This is a genomic window from Enterocloster sp. (assembly GCF_057861365.1).
Map to the genome: position 1 here is coordinate 17,825 of NZ_DBMACH010000023.1, position 22,256 is coordinate 40,080.

General features: G+C 48.6%; 18 protein-coding genes. 6 read left to right on the plus strand and 12 right to left on the minus strand.

The genetic code is table 11. The annotated features are described in order from the left end of the window. Positions 1 to 15 precede the first annotated feature (15 nt). The 10 genes from ACZM6M_RS16430 to ACZM6M_RS16475 form a co-directional block, all read right to left on the minus strand. Entirely contained in the window at positions 16 to 1,362 is a 1,347-nt protein-coding gene (locus tag ACZM6M_RS16430; RefSeq protein WP_337934297.1) for a S1C family serine protease, read from the minus strand. A 135-nt stretch (positions 1,363 to 1,497) separates the two neighbouring features. Continuing rightward, the gene (locus tag ACZM6M_RS16435) at positions 1,498 to 3,507 is read right to left on the minus strand and encodes an LCP family protein (protein ID WP_417301997.1); all 2,010 of its coding nucleotides are present in this window, start codon (positions 3,505 to 3,507) and stop codon (positions 1,498 to 1,500) included. Positions 3,508 to 3,525: 18 nt separating this feature from the next. After that, positions 3,526 to 4,950, minus strand: a complete 1,425-nt coding sequence (locus ACZM6M_RS16440; protein WP_066550163.1) for an undecaprenyl-phosphate glucose phosphotransferase — start codon at positions 4,948 to 4,950, stop codon at positions 3,526 to 3,528. A 133-nt stretch (positions 4,951 to 5,083) separates the two neighbouring features. Beyond that, entirely contained in the window at positions 5,084 to 6,073 is a 990-nt protein-coding gene (locus ACZM6M_RS16445; protein WP_337433744.1) for a glycosyltransferase family 2 protein, read from the minus strand. Next, positions 6,070 to 8,292 carry a glycosyltransferase family 2 protein gene (locus ACZM6M_RS16450; protein ID WP_418926775.1) on the minus strand — a complete coding sequence of 741 codons (2,223 nt, stop codon included), beginning with the start codon at positions 8,290 to 8,292 and terminating at the stop codon, positions 6,070 to 6,072. The genes ACZM6M_RS16445 and ACZM6M_RS16450 overlap by 4 nt, the downstream gene beginning before the upstream one ends. Beyond that, positions 8,282 to 9,259, minus strand: coding sequence for a glycosyltransferase family 2 protein (locus ACZM6M_RS16455; RefSeq protein ID WP_317438476.1), 978 nt, complete (start codon positions 9,257 to 9,259; stop codon positions 8,282 to 8,284). The genes ACZM6M_RS16450 and ACZM6M_RS16455 overlap by 11 nt, the downstream gene beginning before the upstream one ends. Positions 9,260 to 9,298: 39 nt before the next feature. Next, positions 9,299 to 10,216, minus strand: coding sequence for an NAD-dependent epimerase/dehydratase family protein (locus tag ACZM6M_RS16460; protein ID WP_066550171.1), 918 nt, complete (start codon positions 10,214 to 10,216; stop codon positions 9,299 to 9,301). 11 nt (positions 10,217 to 10,227) lie between these two features. Beyond that, a complete protein-coding gene (locus ACZM6M_RS16465) occupies positions 10,228 to 11,361 on the minus strand; it encodes a class I SAM-dependent methyltransferase (protein WP_337433742.1) in 1,134 nt (377 codons plus the stop codon). After that, a complete protein-coding gene (locus ACZM6M_RS16470) occupies positions 11,362 to 12,315 on the minus strand; it encodes an NAD-dependent epimerase/dehydratase family protein (RefSeq protein ID WP_417045398.1) in 954 nt (317 codons plus the stop codon). Between the two features lie 51 nt (positions 12,316 to 12,366). Then, positions 12,367 to 14,373, minus strand: a complete 2,007-nt coding sequence (locus tag ACZM6M_RS16475; protein ID WP_484073897.1) for a thiamine pyrophosphate-binding protein — start codon at positions 14,371 to 14,373, stop codon at positions 12,367 to 12,369. 264 nt (positions 14,374 to 14,637) lie between these two features. On the opposite strand from ACZM6M_RS16475, the gene ACZM6M_RS16480 reads away from it, so the two are divergent. The 5 genes from ACZM6M_RS16480 (at position 14,638) to ACZM6M_RS16500 (ending at position 18,848) form a co-directional block, all read left to right on the plus strand. Beyond that, positions 14,638 to 15,954 carry a PspC-like choline-binding domain-containing protein gene (locus tag ACZM6M_RS16480; protein WP_417045651.1) on the plus strand — a complete coding sequence of 439 codons (1,317 nt, stop codon included), beginning with the start codon at positions 14,638 to 14,640 and terminating at the stop codon, positions 15,952 to 15,954. Between the two features lie 308 nt (positions 15,955 to 16,262). Further along, positions 16,263 to 16,688: a hypothetical protein gene (locus ACZM6M_RS16485; RefSeq protein ID WP_417045312.1), complete on the plus strand. Its 426-nt coding sequence runs from the start codon at positions 16,263 to 16,265 to the stop codon at positions 16,686 to 16,688. A 111-nt stretch (positions 16,689 to 16,799) separates the two neighbouring features. Further along, on the plus strand, positions 16,800 to 17,402 hold the full coding sequence (locus ACZM6M_RS16490; RefSeq protein WP_417045313.1) for a cytidylate kinase-like family protein: 603 nt from the start codon (positions 16,800 to 16,802) through the stop codon (positions 17,400 to 17,402). Between the two features lie 99 nt (positions 17,403 to 17,501). Continuing rightward, positions 17,502 to 17,816 carry a hypothetical protein gene (locus tag ACZM6M_RS16495; RefSeq protein ID WP_066550191.1) on the plus strand — a complete coding sequence of 105 codons (315 nt, stop codon included), beginning with the start codon at positions 17,502 to 17,504 and terminating at the stop codon, positions 17,814 to 17,816. Positions 17,817 to 17,918: 102 nt separating this feature from the next. Beyond that, positions 17,919 to 18,848 carry a hypothetical protein gene (locus ACZM6M_RS16500; RefSeq protein ID WP_417045314.1) on the plus strand — a complete coding sequence of 310 codons (930 nt, stop codon included), beginning with the start codon at positions 17,919 to 17,921 and terminating at the stop codon, positions 18,846 to 18,848. A 23-nt stretch (positions 18,849 to 18,871) separates the two neighbouring features. On the opposite strand, the gene ACZM6M_RS16505 is transcribed toward ACZM6M_RS16500, so the two are convergent. Beyond that, the gene (locus ACZM6M_RS16505) at positions 18,872 to 19,495 is read right to left on the minus strand and encodes an undecaprenyl diphosphate synthase family protein (RefSeq protein WP_418494472.1); all 624 of its coding nucleotides are present in this window, start codon (positions 19,493 to 19,495) and stop codon (positions 18,872 to 18,874) included. 232 nt (positions 19,496 to 19,727) lie between these two features. Between ACZM6M_RS16505 and ACZM6M_RS16510 the strand changes: the two genes are divergently transcribed. Then, positions 19,728 to 20,906 (plus strand): glycosyltransferase family 4 protein, encoded by a 1,179-nt coding sequence (locus tag ACZM6M_RS16510; protein ID WP_489490577.1) that lies wholly within the window; start codon positions 19,728 to 19,730, stop codon positions 20,904 to 20,906. Positions 20,907 to 20,961: 55 nt separating this feature from the next. Here the strand turns inward: ACZM6M_RS16510 and glf are convergent, their stop codons facing one another. Then, positions 20,962 to 22,062, minus strand: coding sequence for a UDP-galactopyranose mutase (gene glf / locus ACZM6M_RS16515; RefSeq protein WP_489490578.1), 1,101 nt, complete (start codon positions 22,060 to 22,062; stop codon positions 20,962 to 20,964). Positions 22,063 to 22,256 lie beyond the last annotated feature (194 nt).

Here is a 22,256-nt window from a genome sequence, read left to right on the forward strand (position 1 = left end):
AGGGGCAATATAAACTTATTGCTGCCCGGATACCGCTGCCTGTTCCTCCGCAGGCATTGCTGCCAGTGTTACGGTAACCGTCAGCTCCTGGTACACTCCGTCGATCTGTCTCTGAACAGTCAGTTCTACCTGCTCTCCGGCCCGGTAGCCTGCTAAAATCTCCTGAAGGCCCTCCATGTTCCGCACGGTCTGGCCATCTAATTTGGTAATAATATCCTTCTCCCACAGCTCAGAGGAGGCTGCTGCGCCGGACTCCAGGATCTTATATACATAAGCGCCTCTCGGCATGCCAAAGGTCTTTGCCGCATTTTCATCTACATTCGTTCCCTGGATTCCCAGATATCCCCTTTCCGCCTCAGGAATATCAACCTTTGATCTGCGCTTTGTAAGCTGGTCAATAATATCCTGGGATTTTGAAATAGGGATGGCATAACCAATGCCCTCTACCTCGGTAGAAGCATATTTTGCCGCATTAATCCCAACTAGCTCACCCTTCATATTTAAAAGAGCGCCGCCGCTGTTTCCAGGATTGATCGCCGCATCTGTCTGAAGAAGTACGCGGGTATTTCCCTCTTCCGTCTGCACTTCCCGGTTTATGGCGCTGATATAGCCGACTGTCACAGACTGGCCGTAGCCAAGGGCATTTCCAATGGCGATCACACCCTGTCCCGGCTTTAATTCATCCGAGTTTCCCACAACTGCCGGATGGATCTGCGCTTTGGTTTCTTCTTTAATCTGATCTAAAGGAATGGCAATCACTGCCAGATCCGTTTCCGGATCCGTTCCCTTTGTCACAGCATCTACCGTTTCCTCATCAATAAATGTAACCTTTAAGGATGTGGCTTCCTCCACCACATGATTATTCGTTACAATGAGAAGCTCTGTCTCATTTTCCCCGATAATAATGCCCGATCCGCTGCTTGGCACCTCATAGGTCTGTCCGCCCAGTCCGCCGCCGAAAAACCAGTCATAGCCGAAATCACGGCTCTGATATACGGCTGTGCTTGTGATAGCCACTACCGAAGGCATTGCTTCCTCCACGATGACAGACACATCTGTAACCGGAGCAGCGATATAAGACGGCGTCGCAGTTTCGGGCCCGGCGAACGGATCTGCCGGAGGCTTTTGCCCTTCGGGCGCCTTCCAGTCCCCTGCTTCCGGTTCCCCTGAAACAATGGCATACAGATTCTTAAAAACGCCGGAGGACGCGATCTGTACTCCCACCATCACACCTCCTGCAATGGTACCAAACAGCAGCGCCCCCGCTGTGATCCAGGCTGCCTTCTTTAAAATGCCTCCCTTTTTAGGTCTCTCTTCTTCAGGCTCTCTATTCCAATTACGATCCTTATCTTCTTCGTACATTTGCTGTATCTCCTTCCTTCACTTATGTGACTATCTTATAATGAAACAGAAAAAATATCAAATAAATAATTGATAAACAAACCGCCGGGGAAATCGTCATTTTTCCCCGGCGGTCTGCCGTATCATCCCTTATTCTCAGGCTCCCGGACCGATAATTACATCGTTTTCCGGATTTCCTTCAATAATCACATTTCCTGCTCCGGGTATAACTCCTGAGGCGGAAGACTCCGTCTGTCCCGGTTTTGACTGTCCTGCTCCGGAATTGACCGGACTTGTCTGAGAAGGCTGAGACGCTGCTCCAGGCCCGCTGTCTGCATCTCCCGATTCAACTGCACCGGGTCCCTCAGAGCCTGCATCTGTACCCTTAGCGGGCTTTGTCACTGCTTCCGTCGTGGCAGAAGGCAGTGTCCCGCTGGGTACTGTCGGCTTCAGGCTGCCCGAAGACTCTGTCGATGCTCCCGGCTTTGACTGGCCTGAATGCGTGCTGCCGGAGGACTCAGACGGGAGCATCCCAGGACCGTAATTCTCCGGCGGATCGATCACATTTCCGTTCTCGTCTGTCTCAAGCTCCAGTCCCCACGGATATTCACCGTCAATCACATCCTCATTCCCATGCTTCGTGCTCTCGCTGCTGCCCTCGGAGGTTTCAGTCCCTTTTTCTTTCGTTTCTTCCTTTGTCTGAGCTGCCGTAGTAGCCTTCGGCACATAGCCTCCGTCTGTTCCCACGCTCTCGACAGGCTTTCCTTCCTTGTACATACCAGTATCAGCTGAAATTTTGGCGCTGATCTTTTTTACCATTTCACTTGGTACATAATTCTCATCATCGAATAAGAACTGATGAAGCTTGATCACATTGCTCTCCAATGTCTGTGGAATGACGCAGGCGCCCTTTTTGCCCAAAATCCCGTCACTTCTGGCCTCTGGGAATCCTGCTGTAGCTGCAATGTGGTATTTGGTAAGGTTTTTAGCCATAGGAATCATATCATTTAAGGTAATACTGGTAAGGATCTGCGGAAATACCACTTCCATTACATTATTTACAACTGCAAAGTCCGCTTTCTTCAGCTTATCAAAACTGAGCTCGATCACCTTTCTCTGGCGCTCTGTACGGGCATAATCCGTATCCATCTTGCGCAGTCTGGCATACGCTACCGCCTGAACACCGTCCAGATGGTTCGGGCCGGCCTTCTTTAAATGATGGGAACCAACTCCGGTGGATTCTACCGTTTCTGTAATATAAGAATTGATATAGTAAAACTCTGCCTTGCTCAGCTCTACATCCACACCGCCCAGAATGTTGATGGAATCTGCCACAGCCTTCCAGTTAAAAGTCGCATAATCATCAATCTGTAAATCCAGATTCCGGTTCAAGGCCTCTACCGCCTGCTTTGGGCCGCCTCTGGAATAAGCTAAATTGATCTTATTATAGGAATTTTTCTCGTCTATGTTCAGATAGGTATCTCTGAATACGCTCACCAGCTTGATGGCGCCCGTCTCCTGATTGACTGTACAGAGTATGATAACATCAGACATATTCCCCTTGCCTACAGAGTTATTCCGGCTGTCCACGCCGAAAAGAGCCACAGTCCAGTACCCCTTCATCTGCTCCTCTTTTTCCACAGAAATATAGGGATTTGTCATATCTGCCTGATTAAACTCCGTATCCGTCTGCATATTGGACCACATCCGCTTTCCCCACCAGACACAGCCAATAACTGCAAAAGCCGTAATCTGAGCTGCGATCAGAAGGATAAGCCCCCTGAGGGTAAGTCCGCCAAAAAACCGCTTTGGCCCGCCGCTGCCTCTGCCGCCTGCCCGTCTGCTGCGGACTTTATCTGTACTTCGTCCCGCTCTGTACCCTGTGCTTTTTTCGCGCTCTGGAACGGTTCTCCGGCCGGTACTCTCCCTGTGGCTTCCCGCCCCAAACTCTATTTCCTCTTCTTCGTCAAAATCACTGTCCAGATCCATATAGGAATCCTCTTCCTGCTCTCTGCGGAAAGCGGTGCTTCGTCTGGGACGTTTTCCCTCTGTCTCAGCCTGACGGAAGGCAGGGACAAAGGTATGACCTGTGTTCCCTGCCTTTGGCCTGCGTGCTCCCTGTTCTTCCTCCGGATCAAATCCGAACTCAAATTCATCGCGATTCATATGTTCATCCTCACTGCATCAGTATGCATTTTTATTGATAAAGCCTTTAAAGATTGTCAAAAACATAATCTTAAAATCAAAACCAAGGCTCCAGTTTTCGATGTAATACAGATCGTGTTCGATCCGTTTGGTAATGGAAGTGTCCCCCCGATAGCCGTTTACCTGAGCCCAGCCTGTCAGCCCGGGCCGCACCTGATGCTTGATCATATAGCGGGGAATCTCCTCCTTGAACTTTTCCACAAACAGCGGCCGCTCCGGCCTTGGCCCTACCAGACTCATATCCCCGATCAGGATATTGTAAAACTGGGGCATCTCGTCAATACTGGTCTTTCGTATAAAGCGGCCCACCGGCGTTACCCTTGGGTCATGGGGCGTAGTCCAGCGTGTTTTTTCCTTTCCCGGATCCTGGACCTCCATAGAACGGAACTTGTACATCTTAAAGGGCCTGTTGTGGAGGCCGATCCGCTCCTGACTGTAGAAAATGGGGCCCGGAGAGGTCAGCTTTATGAGCCCTGCCGTAAGGAGCATCACCGGAGAGAACAAAAGAAGGCCGAAAAGAGCTCCTCCAATGTCCACAATCCGCTTTACCGTAGCGTTAAATACGTTCGTCAGAGGCACATGGCGGATATGGATCACCGGCAGTCCCTGAAGATCCTCCATATAGGGAATCGTAGGTATAATATTATTGTAATCCGGAATGAATTTGGTATGAACGCCGGATTTCTCACAGACTGCCACGATTGATTCCAGATTTGAATACTCATTGATACTCAGGGTAATGGCAATTTCATCCAGCGTATTTGCTGCCAGAACGCTTTCCAGCTGGTTTATGGTTCCCAGGATCCTGACATTTTTATAGGCATATCCTGACGGTCTGCCGTCATCCAGGATCCCCTGGATATGATATCCCCACTCAGGATTTAAAGCCACCCGGTCAATAAAGCCTTCCGCTGCCCGGCTGTAGCCCACTAAAAGGATGTGCTTCTGATTATAGCCGTTGGTGCGCAGAGAGCGCAGAAAAAGGCGGATCGCCATACGTTCCGCTTCCAGCAAAAGGATATTTAAAACGAAAAAGCAAAGAAGCATCCTGGTGGAGAAATATCCCAGGTGGATAATGATATTTCTTCCGCCAAACAGGATCAGCGTAAAGAACATAAGGCCGATCACATTGGCCTTACAGATGTTGGCAAACTCTGATCTGCGTCCCTGGATCCGCTTCGGCACATAAAGGTGAAAACAGGCATTTAACACCAGATACACCGGTATGATAAATATAAGCGCCGCAAAATAAACGGGCGGTTCCAGAGTTTTCACATTGTATTCCAGAGGGATCACTTTTCCGCTGACTATGATCAGCCAGGCAAGAAAATATGCCAGAACCGTCATAACCACATCCAAAAGGACATGAATCCGGTTCAGCTTCTTTTGATTATCTTTTATCATGGAAAATCACCTGATATTCAGTCTCATCCGGCAGAACCCTTTCTTCAGGCACTCTGCCGGGTGCTCCTATTATAGCTTATTTAAACTCAAGATTCTATAACATTTATCTTAAAATATGATAAAATTCGCCTTTTTACTTCCTTTTTTCCAGCTGCCTTAAGGAAAATTCGTAGAAATACAGAAGAGTACCTGTAAATAATTCCCATTCGATTGCCAGATAGTTTTTCAAATGCTCCGGTCTGTATCCTACCTTTTTACATTTCCCTGCTGTTGCCAACCCTTCCTTCACGCCTGCAAGATAATCCGCTCCAAAGCCGCGCTTTTTAAAAAACAGATATTTCACAGTCATTCCTGCTCCAATGGGCAGGACGTTGACAAGCAGCTGCAGGAAAGGCATATTTTTATAATTTAGGTAAATATTATTCCGGGCCGCCAGCCGCACCTTAAAGGAATTATACTTGGAACCGCTGGTGCCGCTGCCCACATGGTACACAACTGCGTGAGGACAGTAAACATTATCATAGCCTGCAATCCTGGCCCGGTAGCCTACGTCAATGTCCTCTAAATAAGCAAAATGCATCTCGTCAAAATACCCGATTTTTTCAAAGATCTCCCTGCGGTAAATGGCAGCTCCGGCGCAGGCGGAAAAGACTCTGCAGGGGTGGCTGTAGCCCCCGGAGGAACGTCCTACGCCCCTCTGATACGCCCAGCCAAGGAGGCTGTACATATCTCCTGCATCATCCATCTTATCCTTGTGATACATCTGGATCATCTTGCTGCTGACAGAAAAAATCTTAGGCGACCTCTCAATGGCCTTAACCATTTCACCGATAAAATGGCAGTCCGGCTCTGTATCATTGTTTAACAGAAGCACATAGGGCGTCTTTGCCGCCCTGATCCCCACATTAACCGCCCCGGAAAAACCGGTATTGGTATCCAGAAAAATCGTGGGGATCTGATGCTCCTTAAGCCACTCCACACTGCCGTCCGTGGAGCCGTTGTCCACCACCAGGATCTGAAATTTGTGGTAAATCTGCAGCTCCAGCGCCTTAAAGCAGGGTTCCATGAATTTTAATCCGTTATAATTGGGTATGATCACAGTGACCTTGATTCGATTGCTCATTTTCCTTCCTTTTCCTCCGGCCCATAGGCATCGTACACAGACAGGTCATAGGGTTCTCCGATCTTCTCCTTCAAGAGATCACGAAGGGCAAAATTAGACTTGCGGAGCGTGAGATTGGGGTTGTAGTAAGGATCTCCCTGCTCCAGGATCTCCGGCCATTTTTTATGGAACATGGCAACCTCCCGGTTAAAGCGGGCCACCTTTTCCGGCGTGTCCTCCAATCCCCTGGACTTGGATTCATAGTGGTAAAGGCAGGCATAAGGCGCATATACTACCAGTTTCCCCAGCGCCCGCACTTTCATACAGTAATCAATATCATTAAAGGCGACTGCCAGCTCTGTGCTTAAGCCTCCCACAGTCTCAAAGACGGATTTCTTTGTCATCAGACAGGCTGCAGTGACTGCGCTGTAGTCCTGTGCACACATGGCACGGTGGAAGTAGCTGTTCTCAGCCTTGTGAAGGCCGATAAAGGTATGGCCCGCAATCCCGCCAAAACCCACTACCACGCCTGCATGCTGGATGGTGTCATCTGCATAAAGCAGTCTTGCTCCCACGATCCCCACATCCTCACGCTGGCAGAAGCCCAGCATCTCCTTTATGCTGTCCGGCTCTAACAGCTCTGTATCATTATTTAACAAAAGAAGATACTCGCCGGATGCAAAGGATGCTCCGAAATTATTGATGGCTGAATAGTTAAAGCCCTCCTTCCATGTCACTACCTTAACATTGGAATGAGCCTCCTGAAGCTTTTTATAATATGCAAAGGTCTCCGGACTGGTACTGTTGTTCTCCACAACGATAAATTCCAGATTCTGATAGGTGGAACGCTCCATCAGAGAACGGATACAGGTATCCAGATCCTGGCTGTGGTCTTTATTGGGAATGATCACAGACACAAGGGGTTCTCCCTGAATCTTAAAATGCGTGTGGTAAATGCCGTAATCCACACCCTTTTCCACGGATTCTGCCGGGATTCCCACTCGCTCATAGTGAGCCATAACCGCTCTGGAGCCTGCCTCGAAAGCGTACATCTTACTTTCCGGATTGCTGGCTGTGGACCCCTGATGGCAGCGCCAGTGGTAGAGCACCTTTGGAATATGAACGATTTTGGCGGCTTTTTCCGTACACCGGAAAATAAAATCATAATCCTGAGCACCGTCAAACTCCTTCCTAAAGCCTCCCACCTGATCCAAAAGGCTCTTTTTTACTACAAACAGATGGCAGATATAATTGACACTGGTAAGAAGATCCGGGTTAAAATCAGGCTTGAAATGCGGATCAAACAGCGCCTTTCCATCCATATCCAGCTTATCCTCATCGGAATAAAGGACTTCACAGTCCGGATGCTCGTTGACTGCCTTTACCACCTCATAAAAGGCGTGCTCCGGAAGGGTATCGTCGTGATCAGCCAGGATCACAAAATCGCCGGAAGCCATTTCAAGAGCCGCATTGGTATTGCCGGAAATGCCCCTGTTTCCGCCCAGCACCGCATAGCGTACTCTGGGATCCTTCTGGGCGTAGCGCTTTAATACCCGTTCCACGCTCTGTCCTCTGGGACTGCCGTCTGCAATGCACAGCTCCCAGTTGGTATAGGTCTGATCAATGATGGAATCGATCATTTCCCGAAGATAATGCTCCGGGGTGCGGTAGACGGGTATAACCACAGAAAGAAGGGGCTCATATTCAAAACGCGCTTCCCTCTGGACCTTTAACTCCTCCTCTGTGGGCTTTGTAAGCTCATACCACTCGCTGTAGTCATAGTCATTATCAAGGCCCTGAAGCTTGTGACAGGACTTCTTTATCAGAGCCTTAAGTCCATTTTCCTTCCAGAAATCTGCAGCCACACGGACGGTCTCCATGTTCATCAGGTCCTTAATCTTTTCCATCCGCTTATGAGCCACGCTGGAACGCTTTGCGATCAGCTCTTCATTATACTTGATCTTTGCCTGGCGTCCCTCACAGCGGATCAAAAGCCAGTAGGTCTTTCCTCTCTCATAGGGGAACTGGATGTCAAAGCCAAAGTCCCTGTCATACGTCTTTTTGAAATAAATCTGGCTCACATCATCTCTTCTGGTCGTAACCAGCTTATATTTCACCGGGTTATGGCGTTCATCCTCTACCCGGAAGGTCGCCCTGCTTTCCGGAGATTTTCCCAAAACCCATCCGTTTAATGTAATGGAATTTTCACGGATCCGCACAATGTCTATCTTATACTTCATCCTTTTTTCCTTCCTCTTTCTCTTCCGGCTTCTCATCAAAATTCAGGCGCTCCGCTTCAATCACCAGAGGCCGCTTCATGACTCTCTGATTGATGCTCATAATGTATTCGCCCAGAAAACCGATGAAAAAGAGCTGGACAGAGCCCAGAAACAGCATACCGATCAGCATGGGAGCCATACCGGCCGGAAAACGGTCCCACCAGATTAGCTTCATTACCAGATAAACAAGAGCGATCAGCATACTGACCGCGGCGCAGACCCCTCCGAAAATCGTAGCAAGGCGCAGACCCTCTTTTGTATAGGAAGTAACGCTTAACATGGCTGCGTCGTAAAGGCGGTAAAAGTTATTATGCGTCTTTCCTGCCCTTCTCTTTGGCTGCTCGTAGGGAATCTCCTTGCGCTTATAGCCAAGCTCTGCCACAATCCCCCGCAAAAAGGGCGTAGGATCATCCAGACGGCGCAGGATTTCAATAAACTCCCTGTCATAAAGGCCGGAGCCGGTAAAATGCTCGATCTGCTCCACATCGGACATTTTTTTAATAGTCTTGTAATAACAGGTCCGAAGCCAGTACATAAACCGGTTTTCTTTGCTGCTGGTCTTGATCCCGATTACGATCTTGTAGCCGTTTTCCCACTCACGGACATATTTGGGAATCATTTCCACCGGATCCTGGAAATCTGCCACCATTTCAATGACGCAGTCTCCTGTCACCTGGAGCATACCATAGTAGGGGGAGTTAAACTGTCCGAAATTGCGGGCATTAAAAATCGCCTTGATCTTCGGATCACTGCTGCACAGAGTCCGCAGCACCTCCCTCGTTCCGTCCGTCGAATCATTGTCAATAAAGACCAGTTCATAATCGTACTGGGGAAGTTCATTTTTCAGGATATCTGTTACCGCCTGGCTGATGGGCCCTACATTTTCGACCTCATTGTAGCAGGGGATCAATATGCTGATCTTTTTCATTTGGATGTACATCTCTTTCTAAAATAATCTTGTAATGGTTTATGGGAGCATCTGGCGGATGCCCTGGGAAAAGGAATACGCTTCCTTAAAGCCTCCGGTCAAGGCCGCCAGCTTCTCTACGGAAGGCCGCACAGACAGGGCCCCTTCCTTTGCCTGAACAAAGGAGCCGTATTCCAGACTTCCTCTTCCTCCCGCCTCTTTCCAGACCTCCTCCACAAAGGAGCGCAATACCCGCGTATCCCTGCTGGCAACATTGACAATCTCGCTGATTTTCGGGCTGTCCTTTTCAGACGGAAGATGGCGGTACAATTCATATACTGCCTGAACTGCGTCTTCTATATACATAAAGTTCCACTGATGAAGGCAGGCGCTTAGGGAAACGCTCTTTCCCTGGGGCAGCTCCCGCACCAGAGTGGAGATGATCGACCAGGGGTGATCCCCGGGGCCGTAGACGCTGAAAAACCGCAGATGGAAATAGTGAAGCCCCAGCTCTTTGCACAGAGGAGCCGCCTTCTGGTAAAATTCCCACTTGGCCTTTCCATACTGGTTAATGGGGGCGCATTCCCTGTCCTCGGACATGATTCCGTCCGTAAGGCCATACTCCACCCTGGAGCCTGCATCCATAAAAACAGAGCAGGAAAGAGCCTTTGCAGCCCGGATACATTCCAGAGAACCTGCCACATTTTTGGCCTGAACTTCCGGAGAATCAATCTCCTGACGGTTTACTCCGCCCCAGGCAAAATGGAAAAATGCGTCTGCAGAACCAATCTGTGAAACACAGTCCCCGGCCCGGTCCATGGACCAGGGAACGATGTGCAGGTTTTCGTGAACCGGAAGCGCCTTAAGATTAGGGGAATCCGGACGGGACAGGGCAAAAACCTCTGCCCCTTCTCTCAAAAACAGGGCCGCAAGGTAACTGCCGATAAAGCCGGTTGCCCCTGTGATAACGATTCTCATAAGCTGTCCTCCTAGAGCATTTCCAGATGATTGGAACGCATGGCCCGGATCTCCACCTCAGGACCAAATTTCTCCCGGATCAGGGCCGCAATCTCATCCGTATAGCCGGGAGCAGTGATAATGACGGCATCCACCGGATGCTCCTCAAAATAGGACGGGGCTACGATGGGAAGATGGGAGGCCGGAGCAAATTTTCCCTGTTTAAAGGGAGCGGAATCAATGATATACTCTGCCTTCTTTCCAAGGCTGGTTGTAGCTGCCAGCGTAAAGCCCTGATGACTGGCTCCCCAGATGGCTGCTTTTTTCTTCCAGGCATCCAGATACTTCATATAGGTATCCATCTCCCGGCGCAGATTCACATAGCAGTCCAGCAGATTGCCCGTTTCCATCTGGGGACGCTTGCGCACAATAACGGCAAGCGTATCCCTGTTTATCACCTCTGCTTCCTCTACCACAAAGCCCGTACGCTCCAGCAGGGAAGTCAGCGTATCAAAGGTATAGTAGGCAATGTGATCCCGGATCAGCTCATAATAGCTGCTGTGATCCATAATATACTCAAAGCTTGGAACGGTAAGAAGTCCCATCCCGTCATCTTCCAGATTATTGTAAATACAGCGCAGCATCCCTGCCGGATCCGGCTGATGCTCCAGAAAATTAAAAGATAAAAATACATCATAAAAGCCGCCTGGGATCACCGTATCCGCATGTTCTGTAAATCCCTGCTCCACTGCAAGGCCCTGAGCCCTGGCAAGCTTAACCAGCGCCGGATCATGCTCAATCCCGTGACCCTCTACCGGAAATTCCTCTAATACTTTTAAAAATTCTCCCTGTCCGCAGCCTACCTCGATAAACCGCTTTCCTTCTAAATGGTAAGTTTCGATCAGGTGCCTGTACTGTTTTCTGCGCAGCTCCGCCATAGTGGTGGAATATCCTCCGGCGCGAATCACATCCCGGTAATAATCCACCGGCTCGCAGTCAAACTGCACCAGGCCGCAGCCCATGCACTGGCAGAGATCCAGAGTAAGCCCCTGATCCTCATCTACATGATCTTTATCCGGCATATGCTGGGCAGAAGCCGGCATATTGTCCAGCGTAAGAAGCGGCGTCTCCCATAAAGGAGCACCGCAGGCAATACAACGTTTCATCTAAATTTCTCCTTTTTTCTCCTGTACCATCCGGCGGATCCCCTCCGAAAAAGGAATCTGCTGGGTAAAGCCCACTGCTGCCTTTAATTTCGTCAATTCCGGCATCAGCGATACCATGCCCTCCGCATTGGGCGGCCTGTCTCCGAAATGATAGCTTCCCAGACTGCCGCAGAGCCGGTGCAGCTCTTCTATATAATCCCGCAGCGGGCGGGTATCTTCCCCCGCCACATTATACACGCCGGCCGGTGCTTTGCCAAGAAGAAGTTTTACCAGCAGCTCTGCGGCCTCGGTCACATAGAGGAAATTCCACTGCTGGGTACAGGGCCCCATTTCCATATGGCCTTCCTTTAAAAAGGTGTCAATGCAGGTGGAAATCAAAGACCATGGGTGATCTCCCGGGCCATAGACGCTGAAAATACGGGTATGGATATAATCCATGCGAAGCTGGCCGGCCAGTTCCCCGGCCTGTCGGCAGACCAGCACCTTATCCTTGCCGTACTCAGATACCGGATGGCAGGGCTGATCCTCCCTCATGGGAGAATCGCAGATCCCGTACTCCGCCTGAGAGCCGGAAAAAAGGAACCGGCTGCAGCCAAGGGCTCCTGCTGTTCTGACAGCCGAAAGCGCATAGCCGATGTTTTTCGCCTGAAGAGCCGGATCCTGCCGGTTGGCGCTTCCCGCTCCCTCCCAGCCAAGATGCAGCCAGGCAGAAGCGTCTGTGATATCCATCTCCTTCAGGCGTTCTATCTCGTTTAAATTACATTCCAGAATCCTTATGCTTCCCACAGCCCCCTCTCTCCGGCCTTCCTGTCCATTAAGAGGCAGCGCCTTTAAAAAGGACAGGCCCGCTGAACCGGGCCGTGCCACAGCATACACCTTCTGTCCCTGTTTTAAAAGTTCCTCCACTACAGCCCTTCCGATAAAGCTGGTAGCTCCTGTGACGATCACTGCCATATGGCTGTCTCCTTTTCTGTCTGTTGTTCTGCCGGTTCTCCCAACCGGGAATTATTCCCTGATTCTGGGAATGATCATATTCCGATCCATCTCCTCCTCAGGAAGGAAGGGAGCCAGATCCTCCAAAGGCGGGGATACCAGAGTTCCGTCCGGCAGCCTCTTGGCTGAGGACTTTGGCTCAAAGTTCTGATCCATGGATACAAAGATCTCGCAGATCACCGGGCCTTCGACAGCCAGCGTCTGCTCCACTGCTTTTGCAAGCTCACTGTTGTGCTCTGCCTTTATATAAGGATATCCGTAGGCGCCTGCCAGCTTTTCCATATCCGGGAAACTTAAATCCCCGCTGTCCACTCCGATGCCGATCAAAGGCTCTCCGAAGAAATTCTTCTGGGTCTGGCGGATGGAATGATAGCCGCCGTTATTGATTAAGAATATTTTAATTCCCATTTTATGGTGAATGATGGTCTGAAGCTCCTGAAGGTTCATCTGGATACTTCCATCACCCGTTACAAGGATCAGATCCTCTCCGGAGCGATCCCTTCCCTGGCTGTAGCAGCGGCTGTCTCTGGAGGCAGTCCAGGCGCCAATAGCGGCTGGCAGATCATATCCCATGGCTGCTACGGCAGAATTGGTGATAAACCGCTGTCCCTTCTTGATCACATACGCATGACCGCCTACCACGCAGGCAGAACCATTTCCCACTACCGTAATCTGGCCTTCCTTTAAGCGGCTGCTGATGGCCTGGATGGCCGCATAGACATTAGCCGGCTCCTGATCGGTGAAATTCCAGTGTTTTTTCTGTACCACCGGATAGGTTTCCTTCCACATCCTGCAGGTCTCGCTCCAGCTCATGCCCGGAAGACCTTCTCCGCCGTCAAAGAGCTGCTTTTCTCCCTTTTTGCTCAGGCTTTCAGCCAGCTGGTTTCCTTCTTTTTCCAGAATTTCATCCAACGCTCCGTCCAGTTGCTCCAGAAGATCCTTCGCATCTGCATGAACCGCCAGATCTGCATGCACCGAAGGCTTCTTTAATTCTTCACTGTCAATATCATTTGCGATCACAAAGGCGGCTCTGGCCCAGGTCTTATAATTGTAGCCTACCTGCCGGATACTCAGACGGCTTCCTACAGACAGCACCAGATCGCTGTTCTGAATGGCAAAGTTTCCAGCCCGGTCGCCCATATTGCCGGCCCGTCCTGTATACAGCGGATGCTCATCCCAGATGCAGTCCTCACTGTCCCAGCCTGTAATCACGGGAATACCAAGCTTCTCTGCCACCCGCATAAACACATCATGGGCTCCGGCGATGCGGATGCCGTTTCCCGCATTGATCACCGGACGCTTTGCAGCCCGGATCTTTGAAAGGATCAGATCAGCCGTTTCCCTGCTCACCTTGCCCGGAAGCAGCTGACGCTTCTCGCCCTTTCCGGCCTCATCCTCAGGAATAGCATGGATATTTCCCATTGTCCCCCAGCCGGTTCCGCCATTTTCATAATCCTCCGGATCAAAGCCCTCCAGATCCTCCGTTTCCACAAAAGCCCCCTGGACATTCAGCGGAATATCCAGCCAGCAGGGTCCGGGACGGCCGGACTTTGCCAGATACAGGGCTTTTTCCAGACAATACCGGATTCTCATGGGATCGATCACCATTTCCGAATACTTTGTCATGCAGTCAATGGACTTACAGATATCAAACTCCTGATCTCCCATTGCCCGGATTCCCAGACCGGACCATCTGGCTGTGGTATCGTAGCGCACCTGACCGGAGAGAACCAGCATGGGAATGGAATCCAGCCACCCTCCTAATACGCCTGTAATCGCATTGGTGCCGCCGGGACCTGTGGTAACGCACAAAGCGGCAATCTCATTGTGAATCCGTGCGTAGGCCTCTGCCGCTATAGCGCAGGCCTGCTCATGGTGATCATAGATGCAGCAAAGCCCTTCCTGATGGCCCAGGGCATCGTCCAGATGCATCGCTCCGCCGCCTGTTACCATAAATGCCTGACGGATTCCCGCCTTTACAAGCATTTCCGAAATATAATTTGAAACCTTTATTCTCATATCTTCTCCTTTGCCGTACCGCAATCCGATATCAAAGGGGACAGCACATCTGCCCCCAACATCATACGGTGAGTATATCACAAAACCATTAAAAAGCCTACTACCATTTTCCCTGGCAGGGGTTCCCGGCTGCCGGGAAAGTCCTTCCATTCCTTCCAGTAAGCCTCACTGGAAATCCGGCCGCTCACCCGCTATAATGAGCCTCGTAATGCAACAACGGATTTTCGGCCGACACACACATTTCAAAAGGAGAGAATTATTATTATGAAAAAACAGACAAAGCTTCTGGCTGTATTATCCACCGCAGCTCTTGCTGCAGCCCTTTCTTTTCCTGCATATGCCAAAAATGCAGGCTGGGCACAGGAAAACGGCAACTGGTACTATTATGACTCCTACGGGGAGCCCCTTACCGACACCTGGAAGAAGTCTGGTGACGACTGGTACTATCTGGATTCTGACGGAATCCGTGCCACTTCCACTCAGATTGACGAATACTATGTAGATGAAGACGGAAAACGCGTTACTATGAAATGGATTTCCGTAGAAAATGAAGATTACTGGTCTGAACAGGATGAGCCGGAGTTTCTCTACTATTATTATGGAAGAGACGGAAGAGCCTTAACCTCCACCTGGGCCTCCATTAACGGACAGTGGTATTATTTCAACGAGGATTCCATCATGGAAACCGGCTCCATTCAGGTAGACGGCTTCAATTACTATCTGGGCGAAGATGGAAGCCGCAAGACCGGCTGGGTGCTTTTAGAAGATGAAACAGACGATCCGGAGATCATTGAATCCTGGTACTACTTCGATAACAGCGGAAAGCGCATCGAACATGCGGTTGATAAGAAAATAAACGGCAATTACTATACCTTTGTAGACGGAAAGATGCAGACCGGCTGGTTTAAGCTTCCCGCAGCAGAAAACGCCGCCACCGCTTCCGAGGCTGTCAAAGCCGACGCCTCCTCTATTTCCGGTTATCAGTATTATGATGAGGACGGAAAGCGTGCCTCCGGCTGGAGAACCATTGAAGGCGCTGAAGGCATCAGCGAGGAAGCCGAGGTTTACAAGTTTTACTTTAAAAACGGCGTTCCCCATCACGCTCAGTCCGGCCTGGAGCTCTTCTCCATCGACTCCAAGAAGTACGCCTTTAACACAAAAGGCGAAATGCAGACCGGAAAGCAGTCTGTAAACATCGGCGACGGCGCCTCTGCCAACTTCTATTTCGGCGAAGACGGCGCTATGAAAACAGGGAAGCAGACAATCTATGACGAAGACCTGGGTGAAACCCAGAACTGGTACTTCCACACCGACGGCTCCAAAAAGGGACAGGGATATCACGGCATCAAGGATAACACCCTCTACATTCACGGACTCCGTCAGGAGGCTGATCCCGACCTGCGTCTGGTTCCGGCTGATCTGGACGGTACCCGCTATCTGATCAATACCAACGGTGCTATCCAGAAAGCCGGCTCCTCCTCCAAATCCAACGCAAAACCTGAGCTTGGAGCAGGTTATAAGGATTTCAAGGATGAAAATGACACCATCTGGACCGTAAACACCAGCGGCATCATCCAGTAACCCACCGCCTCTCACCCACATCCGTTCACCCTGTGACGGGCGGAAAATAAAAATATTTCCTTAAAGGCCATATCAGATCAGTTTTTATACAAACTGTCCCTGATATGGCCTTTACATTAAGCTCCTCTTTACAAATTCGCCCATAAATGCTAAACTTATTCAACAGAACGTCTGATTTTCCAGAAATTCGCCATTTTTTTTGTTTATTTTGCTTTTTTTGAAATATTTTAAAAAACAGCGGTATATTTTCCGCTCTCATGCGTTATTTATTATAGACTGATCAAGTTTGTAGTAGGAGGATTATATAAATGAGAGAGCTTGCTGCTTTTTACTGTCCCAAATGCGGATATTATGCATATTATCAGACATCCCGTCATCCCCAGTGTCCCAGATGTAATTCAAAGGATACTATGAATATGGTGCGGATGCATTACAAAGAGTTTATGAATATGAGCTGTCAGGAGCGCGATGATTACCTTGGAAATGAAATTCTAAAGCAAAATCCTTCCCTGATGGAGCGCATAACAGCTCCCCATAAGAAATACAACAGCCGTGAAGTCATTGCAGAAATGAATATGGAAATCATGCGGTTAGATACGGAAAACAAAATTCTCAGCGATACCGTAAAATGGATGCATGATACCATCTGGGAAATGATGCGGGAACAGCGGAAGGCGCAGAAACAGGCGGACGCTTCCTGCAAAAAGCCTGATGCCCATGACAACCATACATAGACGCCAAAATCCCTCTTCCCTTTGTGCGTTATGTAATGTATAATGAACTTACAGAACATTGTATTGTGCATTTTCACTTTTCAGATGCAGTGAAATGAAAGGAGCGGTACTATGAGCGGTAAGATCATAACCATTGCACGGCAATTTGGAAGCGGCGGACGGGAGGTTGCGATGCGTACCGCCAAAGAATTAAATATCCCCTTTTATGACCGGGAGCTGGTTGAAATGGCTGCAGAAAAAATGGGCCATGCAGCAGTAAGCGTAGAAAAAGCAGACGAATCGGCCCTGATGGGATTTCTGGCTGATTACCATGTACCGCGGGAACCCAATTCCGTCACCGGATACGGACTTTCTCTGCCAGACAGTACCTATGTAACCCAGACGATCATCATTGAAACGCTTGCCCGGAAAGGCCCCTGCGTCATCGTAGGACGCTGCGGCAATTATGCCCTGCGCTCCAGAAATGACGTCATCGACCTGTTTATCTGCGCCAATATGGAGGATCGGATCCACCGGATCATGGAACGGTATCATTTCTCCGAAAAAGATGCCATAAATGCCATCCATTCCACGGATAAGCGCAGAAAGCATTATTATGAAAACTACACGCACCAGAAATGGGGTTCCATTGATTCCCACCAGATGCTCTTAAATGTAAGCCGTCTGGGCATGGACCGAACCGTAGAAATCATCAAACAGCTTTACAATCATTGAATTTTTGCCCGTTTTCACTTGAAATATCCCATCGTATGTCATATATTATTGTATACTGCCCCTTAAGGGGACTGATCTTATACAAATGAGGAGTATGAAATGGATATCAATCAACTGATGAACAGTCTCAAAGAAACCTATGGATTTTCCAAAACGGAGTGGAATGAATTAAACGGCGAACCCCTTGCCGAATTTTCCCTGTGGCTTACAGAGGAGCACATTTCCCGCTTTATCGAAAAAGCTGGCCGTTTAACCGCTATCATCGAATCCTGCGCCAACATGGTAAGCATCTGTGAACCGGAATTAAAGGACACCCTGATGGCTACCACCATCCAGTGCTGCGGGGCAAACCAGCTTAAGATCCGCACCTCTGAATCCATGCTGAAAATGTTGGTAGGTTCTATTTTTGACTGATCTCTTCGTGAATATGACATACTGTGGTTATTGCCCGGCAGCGGGGAAAGCGTGCGCTCTTCCTGTGTGCCGGGCAATGCATATCCGGAAAGGAGAATTCTTATGAAGAAACAAACGCTGCAGACCCTCTGCACAGCTGCCCTTATTTCCCTGGGCCTGTCCTTTACTGCCATGGGAGAAGAACGGATCACCGATGTTTCCCTTATTTTCAGTTACGATCAAAGTCCTGAAGGCGGAAAAGAAGTCGGAGAACTGACCGCCGTTTCCAGCAGCAGCCAGTTCACCGTGGAAGGTTCCGGATATCTGAAGGATGACGATACCTGGAGCTACGGAGAATGGCCTGTGGGAGAAGTGGAACTTTCTGCAAATGAAGGGTATTATTTCCCTACTGCCGCCAGAAGCCTTTTCCATCTTTCCGGAGACGGCGTCCAGTATCAGAGCGCCCGCACAGAAGACGAGGGAAGCACTCTGATCCTTCATGTCCGCCTGCCCAGAATCGACGGGGCCATTCCTGCTCCCCTTACAGCGGACTGGAGCGGTCATACAGCCGTCTGGGATGAGGTAGATGGGGCAGACCAGTATGAAATACAACTTCTTAAGGACAGACGCACTCTTACCACCCTTACCAGCTCTGCTGCCTCCTGCAGCTTTGAAAATTGGATCAACAATGAAGGTTCCTATACCTTCCGTGTCCGGGCATATAACAGAAAAGACAGGAAAAACAGCGGTTGGTGCTCCGATGCAGAGCCCCTTGTCATCACCCCAGAGGAAGCCTGGTTCCACAGCGACGGCATCTGGAAGGAAGAAAATGGAAAACACCTCTTTCTGTATCCAAACGGCGCTTTCCCACAGATGGCCTGGAGGCAGATTGATGGAAAATGGTACTTCTTTGACGGCGCAGGATATATGGTTTCCCAATGCTACGTCCGTTCAAAATCCTCCGATCTCTATCACTGGATCGGAACAGACGGCGTGTGGGATGAAAACGGGGATACGAAACAGCCGAATCGGGCACAGTATGAGGTGTATTAGTTTCCTTTGCCGGAGAAACTTCCCTATCCTCCCAGCGTTACATCCTGCCTGCTATACCACTCAAGGGCCTCCTCCACATGGGAAGGCTTAAAATCCGGCCAGTAGTCATCTACTACATAGATATCCGAATACACGGACTGCACAGGGAGAAAGCCTGACAACCGCCGCCTGCCGCCCCAGCGTATAATCAGGTCGATCCGGGACACTTCAGCGGTTTTCAGCTTCTCTCCCAGCAGCCCGTCCTTTAAGCCGAAATCCCATTCCCAGCTGTAATTTACAAGGAAATTGATCTTCATACCTCCCTTTCCGAAGCTGCGGCGGGTTGTATAGGGCAGAAATTCTCTGGGAAATACAGATGACTTCGTATTTCCCAGCACTAAAAGACTGGCATCCTCCTTTGAGAGCTCCTCTACTGCCGCCACGCAGGCGGCTGTAAATGCACGGCGCTGGGCAGAGGGGCGTTTTGTATTGTCCACGGTAAAGCCGTAAAACGTCATTTCCTCCACCCCCAGCTCCCGGCACATCCGAAACAGCTCCATTCCCGGAGCGATGCCGTGATCGTAGCCATCTGCCTTATCCATTCCCTCTCTCACCGCCCAGCGGCGATTGCCGTCGGGAATAATCCCGATATGTCTTGGAAGCCTCATGTTTGTGTACGTCCTTTCATGTTGATAGTGGGAGTATGGACGGGAAATGTTGGGGATATTCACTTTAGTTGATTGTATATGGTGCATTTCCAATAAAAAAATATAGAAAATCGTCTGATTTTAATGTTTTTTAATATGGGCAATGATATAATATAAAAACTATATAAGACGCTGCAGTATACTATTTACTTTCTATCATGAAATTACATTTTGCAAAAAGGAATTTTACATTATGTCAAATACGAAAAAAGCCCTTCTGGTTACCACCGTCAGCGGTTTTGTTCCGCAATTTGAAATGAACAATGTCCATATTCTTCAAAGCATGGGATTTGAGGTTCACTATGCCTCCAACTATAATACCCCTTCCTATGGAACAGACAACCATCGTTTGGATGGAACCGGTATCATACGCCATCAAATTGACTTTATTCGCAGTCCCTTCAAACCTGCAAATCTTAAAGTCTATCGCCAGCTGCGTACCCTTATGGAACAGGAAAGCTTTCAGCTGGTACACTGCCATACCCCTATGGGAGGAGTTATGGCCCGTCTGGCGGCTCATACGACCCATACAGGCCCTGTAATCTATACCGCCCATGGTTTTCACTTCTTTAAGGGAGCAAAGCCCGTAAACTGGCTCTGCTACTACCCTATGGAACGTTTTCTGTCCCGCTACACAGATCAGCAGATCTGTATCAATTATGAAGATTATGAACGAGCTAAAAAAGCCTTCCACGCCCGATATACCGACTACATTCCCGGTGTGGGTATCGATCCCTCGCGAATTCCTCATTTGACAGAGGAAGATATCAAAAAAAAGAAGGCCGAACTTGGCCTTCCCTTAGACAAGCTTATACTTCTTTCCTCAGGTGAATTGATTAAACGCAAAAACCATGAAACGATTCTAAAAGCTCTCAGCCAGTTAAAGGAGCTCTCAAACGTCCATTACCTTCTATGCGGCCACGGAGCATTGGATACATATCTCCGTGATCTGGCCGAGCAGCTTGGCATCTCACACATGGTTACCTTCGCAGGTTACAGAGAAGATATCCTGAAAATCCTGCAGACTGCCGACCTGTTTCTGTTCCCATCCTATCAGGAAGGGCTTCCTATGGCGCTTCTGGAAGCCATGGCCAGCGGTCTGCCCGTGATCTGTTCTGATATCCGCGGAAGCCGGGATCTGATGGGAGATATTTTATCCCAGAATGGTTCCATAAGTCTCTGCTCCGGCGGTATTATGGTAAAAAAAGCAGATGACGCTGCTGCCTATAGTAAGGCAATACGCCATCTGCTCAAAAATACTGATAATTTCGAAAAATTAGGGCAGGAAAACGTAAATCGAAGCAGGCTGTTTCAGTCGGAAGTTGTTATGGAAAAGATGAGTGAAATCTATCGTAGGATACTTGCAGGCTGATTTCTCAGCCTGCAAGTACACATAATATAACAATTTACTTAATCATTAAATCTAATTATATACTTAATAATTCATCTGATTTCTTTAATGCTGATTCAATTACCTTATCCATATCATAATACTTATATTCTCCCAGTCTTCCACCAAAAATGACTTTTTTCTCATTTTCTGACAATCTTTTATACTCCTCATACATTTTTCCGTTTTTCTCATCATTCACAGGATAATAAGGTTCCTCCCCTGGTGTCCATTCTGAACTGTACTCCCGACTGATAACGGTCTTAGGCTGCGTGCCAAACTCAAACCACTTATGTTCAATAATTCTGGTCCATGGCGTCTCTGCATCTGTGTAATTTACCGCAGCATTTCCTTGGAAATTTGGTTTATCCAATACCTCTGTTTCAAAACGAACCGAACGATATTCCAATGTTCCTAATTTAAAGCCAAAATATGCATCTATTGCTCCCGTGTAAATTACCGTTTCAGCAATTTTGTCATATTCCTGCTTATTTTCCAGATAATCAATCCCCAACTGAATCTCAATTCCTTCCAGCATATTTGCAACCATTTTCGTATATCCGCCAATCGGAATCCCCTGATATAATGCATTAAAATAATTATTATCAAATGTAAAGCGCACCGGAAGACGCTTAATAATAAAAGCTGGAAGCTGGTCGCAGGGACGTCCCCATTGTTTTTCTGTATAACCCTTAATCAATTTCTCATATATATCTGTTCCGACCAGGCTGATTGCCTGCTCTTCCAGATTTTTTGGTTCTGTAATCCCCAATGACCTTTTTTGTTCTTCAATTTTAGCCTCAGCCTCTTCTGGGGTCACTACCCCCCACATCTTATTAAATGTATACATATTAAATGGAAGAGAATAGAGCTCTCCATGGTAATTCGCTACAGGCGAATTAGTAAAACGATTGAACTCCGCAAACTGATTCACATAGTTCCATACACTTTTATTATTAGTATGAAAAATATGCGCACCATATTTGTGAACATTGATTCCTTCAATCTCTTCTGTATACACATTCCCCGCAATATTGGGACGCTTGTCAATAACCAGTACACTCTTTCCTGCCTTTTTCATCTCATGTGCAATGACTACACCGTAAAGCCCGGCTCCTACTACTAAATAATCATACATACACTCATCTCTCCTTTTCTTTAACTCTGACCGTTTATTCTTGACAGTCTGTGATTCTGAATAGTTAATCCTGAATTATTCACGACTTTGCCGCGAATGTGGCTGAAAGCCACATAGTTACTGTATTTTAACTGAATATTGCTTTTCACCTATCAAGTGAATGAAAAAAGAGCATCCATTTGTGGTAAAATTAA

Bases quoted from the DNA above. Each gene is read 5' to 3' on its own strand.
- ACZM6M_RS16430 (WP_337934297.1), bottom strand. From the start codon at position 1,362: ATGTACGAAGAAGATAAGGATCGTAATTGGAATAGAGAGCCTGAAGAA.
- ACZM6M_RS16435 (WP_417301997.1), bottom strand. From the start codon at position 3,507: ATGAATCGCGATGAATTTGAGTTCGGATTTGATCCGGAGGAAGAACAG.
- ACZM6M_RS16440 (WP_066550163.1), bottom strand. From the start codon at position 4,950: ATGATAAAAGATAATCAAAAGAAGCTGAACCGGATTCATGTCCTTTTG.
- ACZM6M_RS16445 (WP_337433744.1), bottom strand. From the start codon at position 6,073: ATGAGCAATCGAATCAAGGTCACTGTGATCATACCCAATTATAACGGA.
- ACZM6M_RS16450 (WP_418926775.1), bottom strand. From the start codon at position 8,292: ATGAAGTATAAGATAGACATTGTGCGGATCCGTGAAAATTCCATTACA.
- ACZM6M_RS16455 (WP_317438476.1), bottom strand. From the start codon at position 9,259: ATGAAAAAGATCAGCATATTGATCCCCTGCTACAATGAGGTCGAAAAT.
- ACZM6M_RS16460 (WP_066550171.1), bottom strand. From the start codon at position 10,216: ATGAGAATCGTTATCACAGGGGCAACCGGCTTTATCGGCAGTTACCTT.
- ACZM6M_RS16465 (WP_337433742.1), bottom strand. From the start codon at position 11,361: ATGAAACGTTGTATTGCCTGCGGTGCTCCTTTATGGGAGACGCCGCTT.
- ACZM6M_RS16470 (WP_417045398.1), bottom strand. From the start codon at position 12,315: ATGGCAGTGATCGTCACAGGAGCTACCAGCTTTATCGGAAGGGCTGTA.
- ACZM6M_RS16475 (WP_484073897.1), bottom strand. From the start codon at position 14,373: ATGAGAATAAAGGTTTCAAATTATATTTCGGAAATGCTTGTAAAGGCG.
- ACZM6M_RS16480 (WP_417045651.1), top strand. From the start codon at position 14,638: ATGAAAAAACAGACAAAGCTTCTGGCTGTATTATCCACCGCAGCTCTT.
- ACZM6M_RS16485 (WP_417045312.1), top strand. From the start codon at position 16,263: ATGAGAGAGCTTGCTGCTTTTTACTGTCCCAAATGCGGATATTATGCA.
- ACZM6M_RS16490 (WP_417045313.1), top strand. From the start codon at position 16,800: ATGAGCGGTAAGATCATAACCATTGCACGGCAATTTGGAAGCGGCGGA.
- ACZM6M_RS16495 (WP_066550191.1), top strand. From the start codon at position 17,502: ATGGATATCAATCAACTGATGAACAGTCTCAAAGAAACCTATGGATTT.
- ACZM6M_RS16500 (WP_417045314.1), top strand. From the start codon at position 17,919: ATGAAGAAACAAACGCTGCAGACCCTCTGCACAGCTGCCCTTATTTCC.
- ACZM6M_RS16505 (WP_418494472.1), bottom strand. From the start codon at position 19,495: ATGAGGCTTCCAAGACATATCGGGATTATTCCCGACGGCAATCGCCGC.
- ACZM6M_RS16510 (WP_489490577.1), top strand. From the start codon at position 19,728: ATGTCAAATACGAAAAAAGCCCTTCTGGTTACCACCGTCAGCGGTTTT.
- glf (WP_489490578.1), bottom strand. From the start codon at position 22,062: ATGTATGATTATTTAGTAGTAGGAGCCGGGCTTTACGGTGTAGTCATT.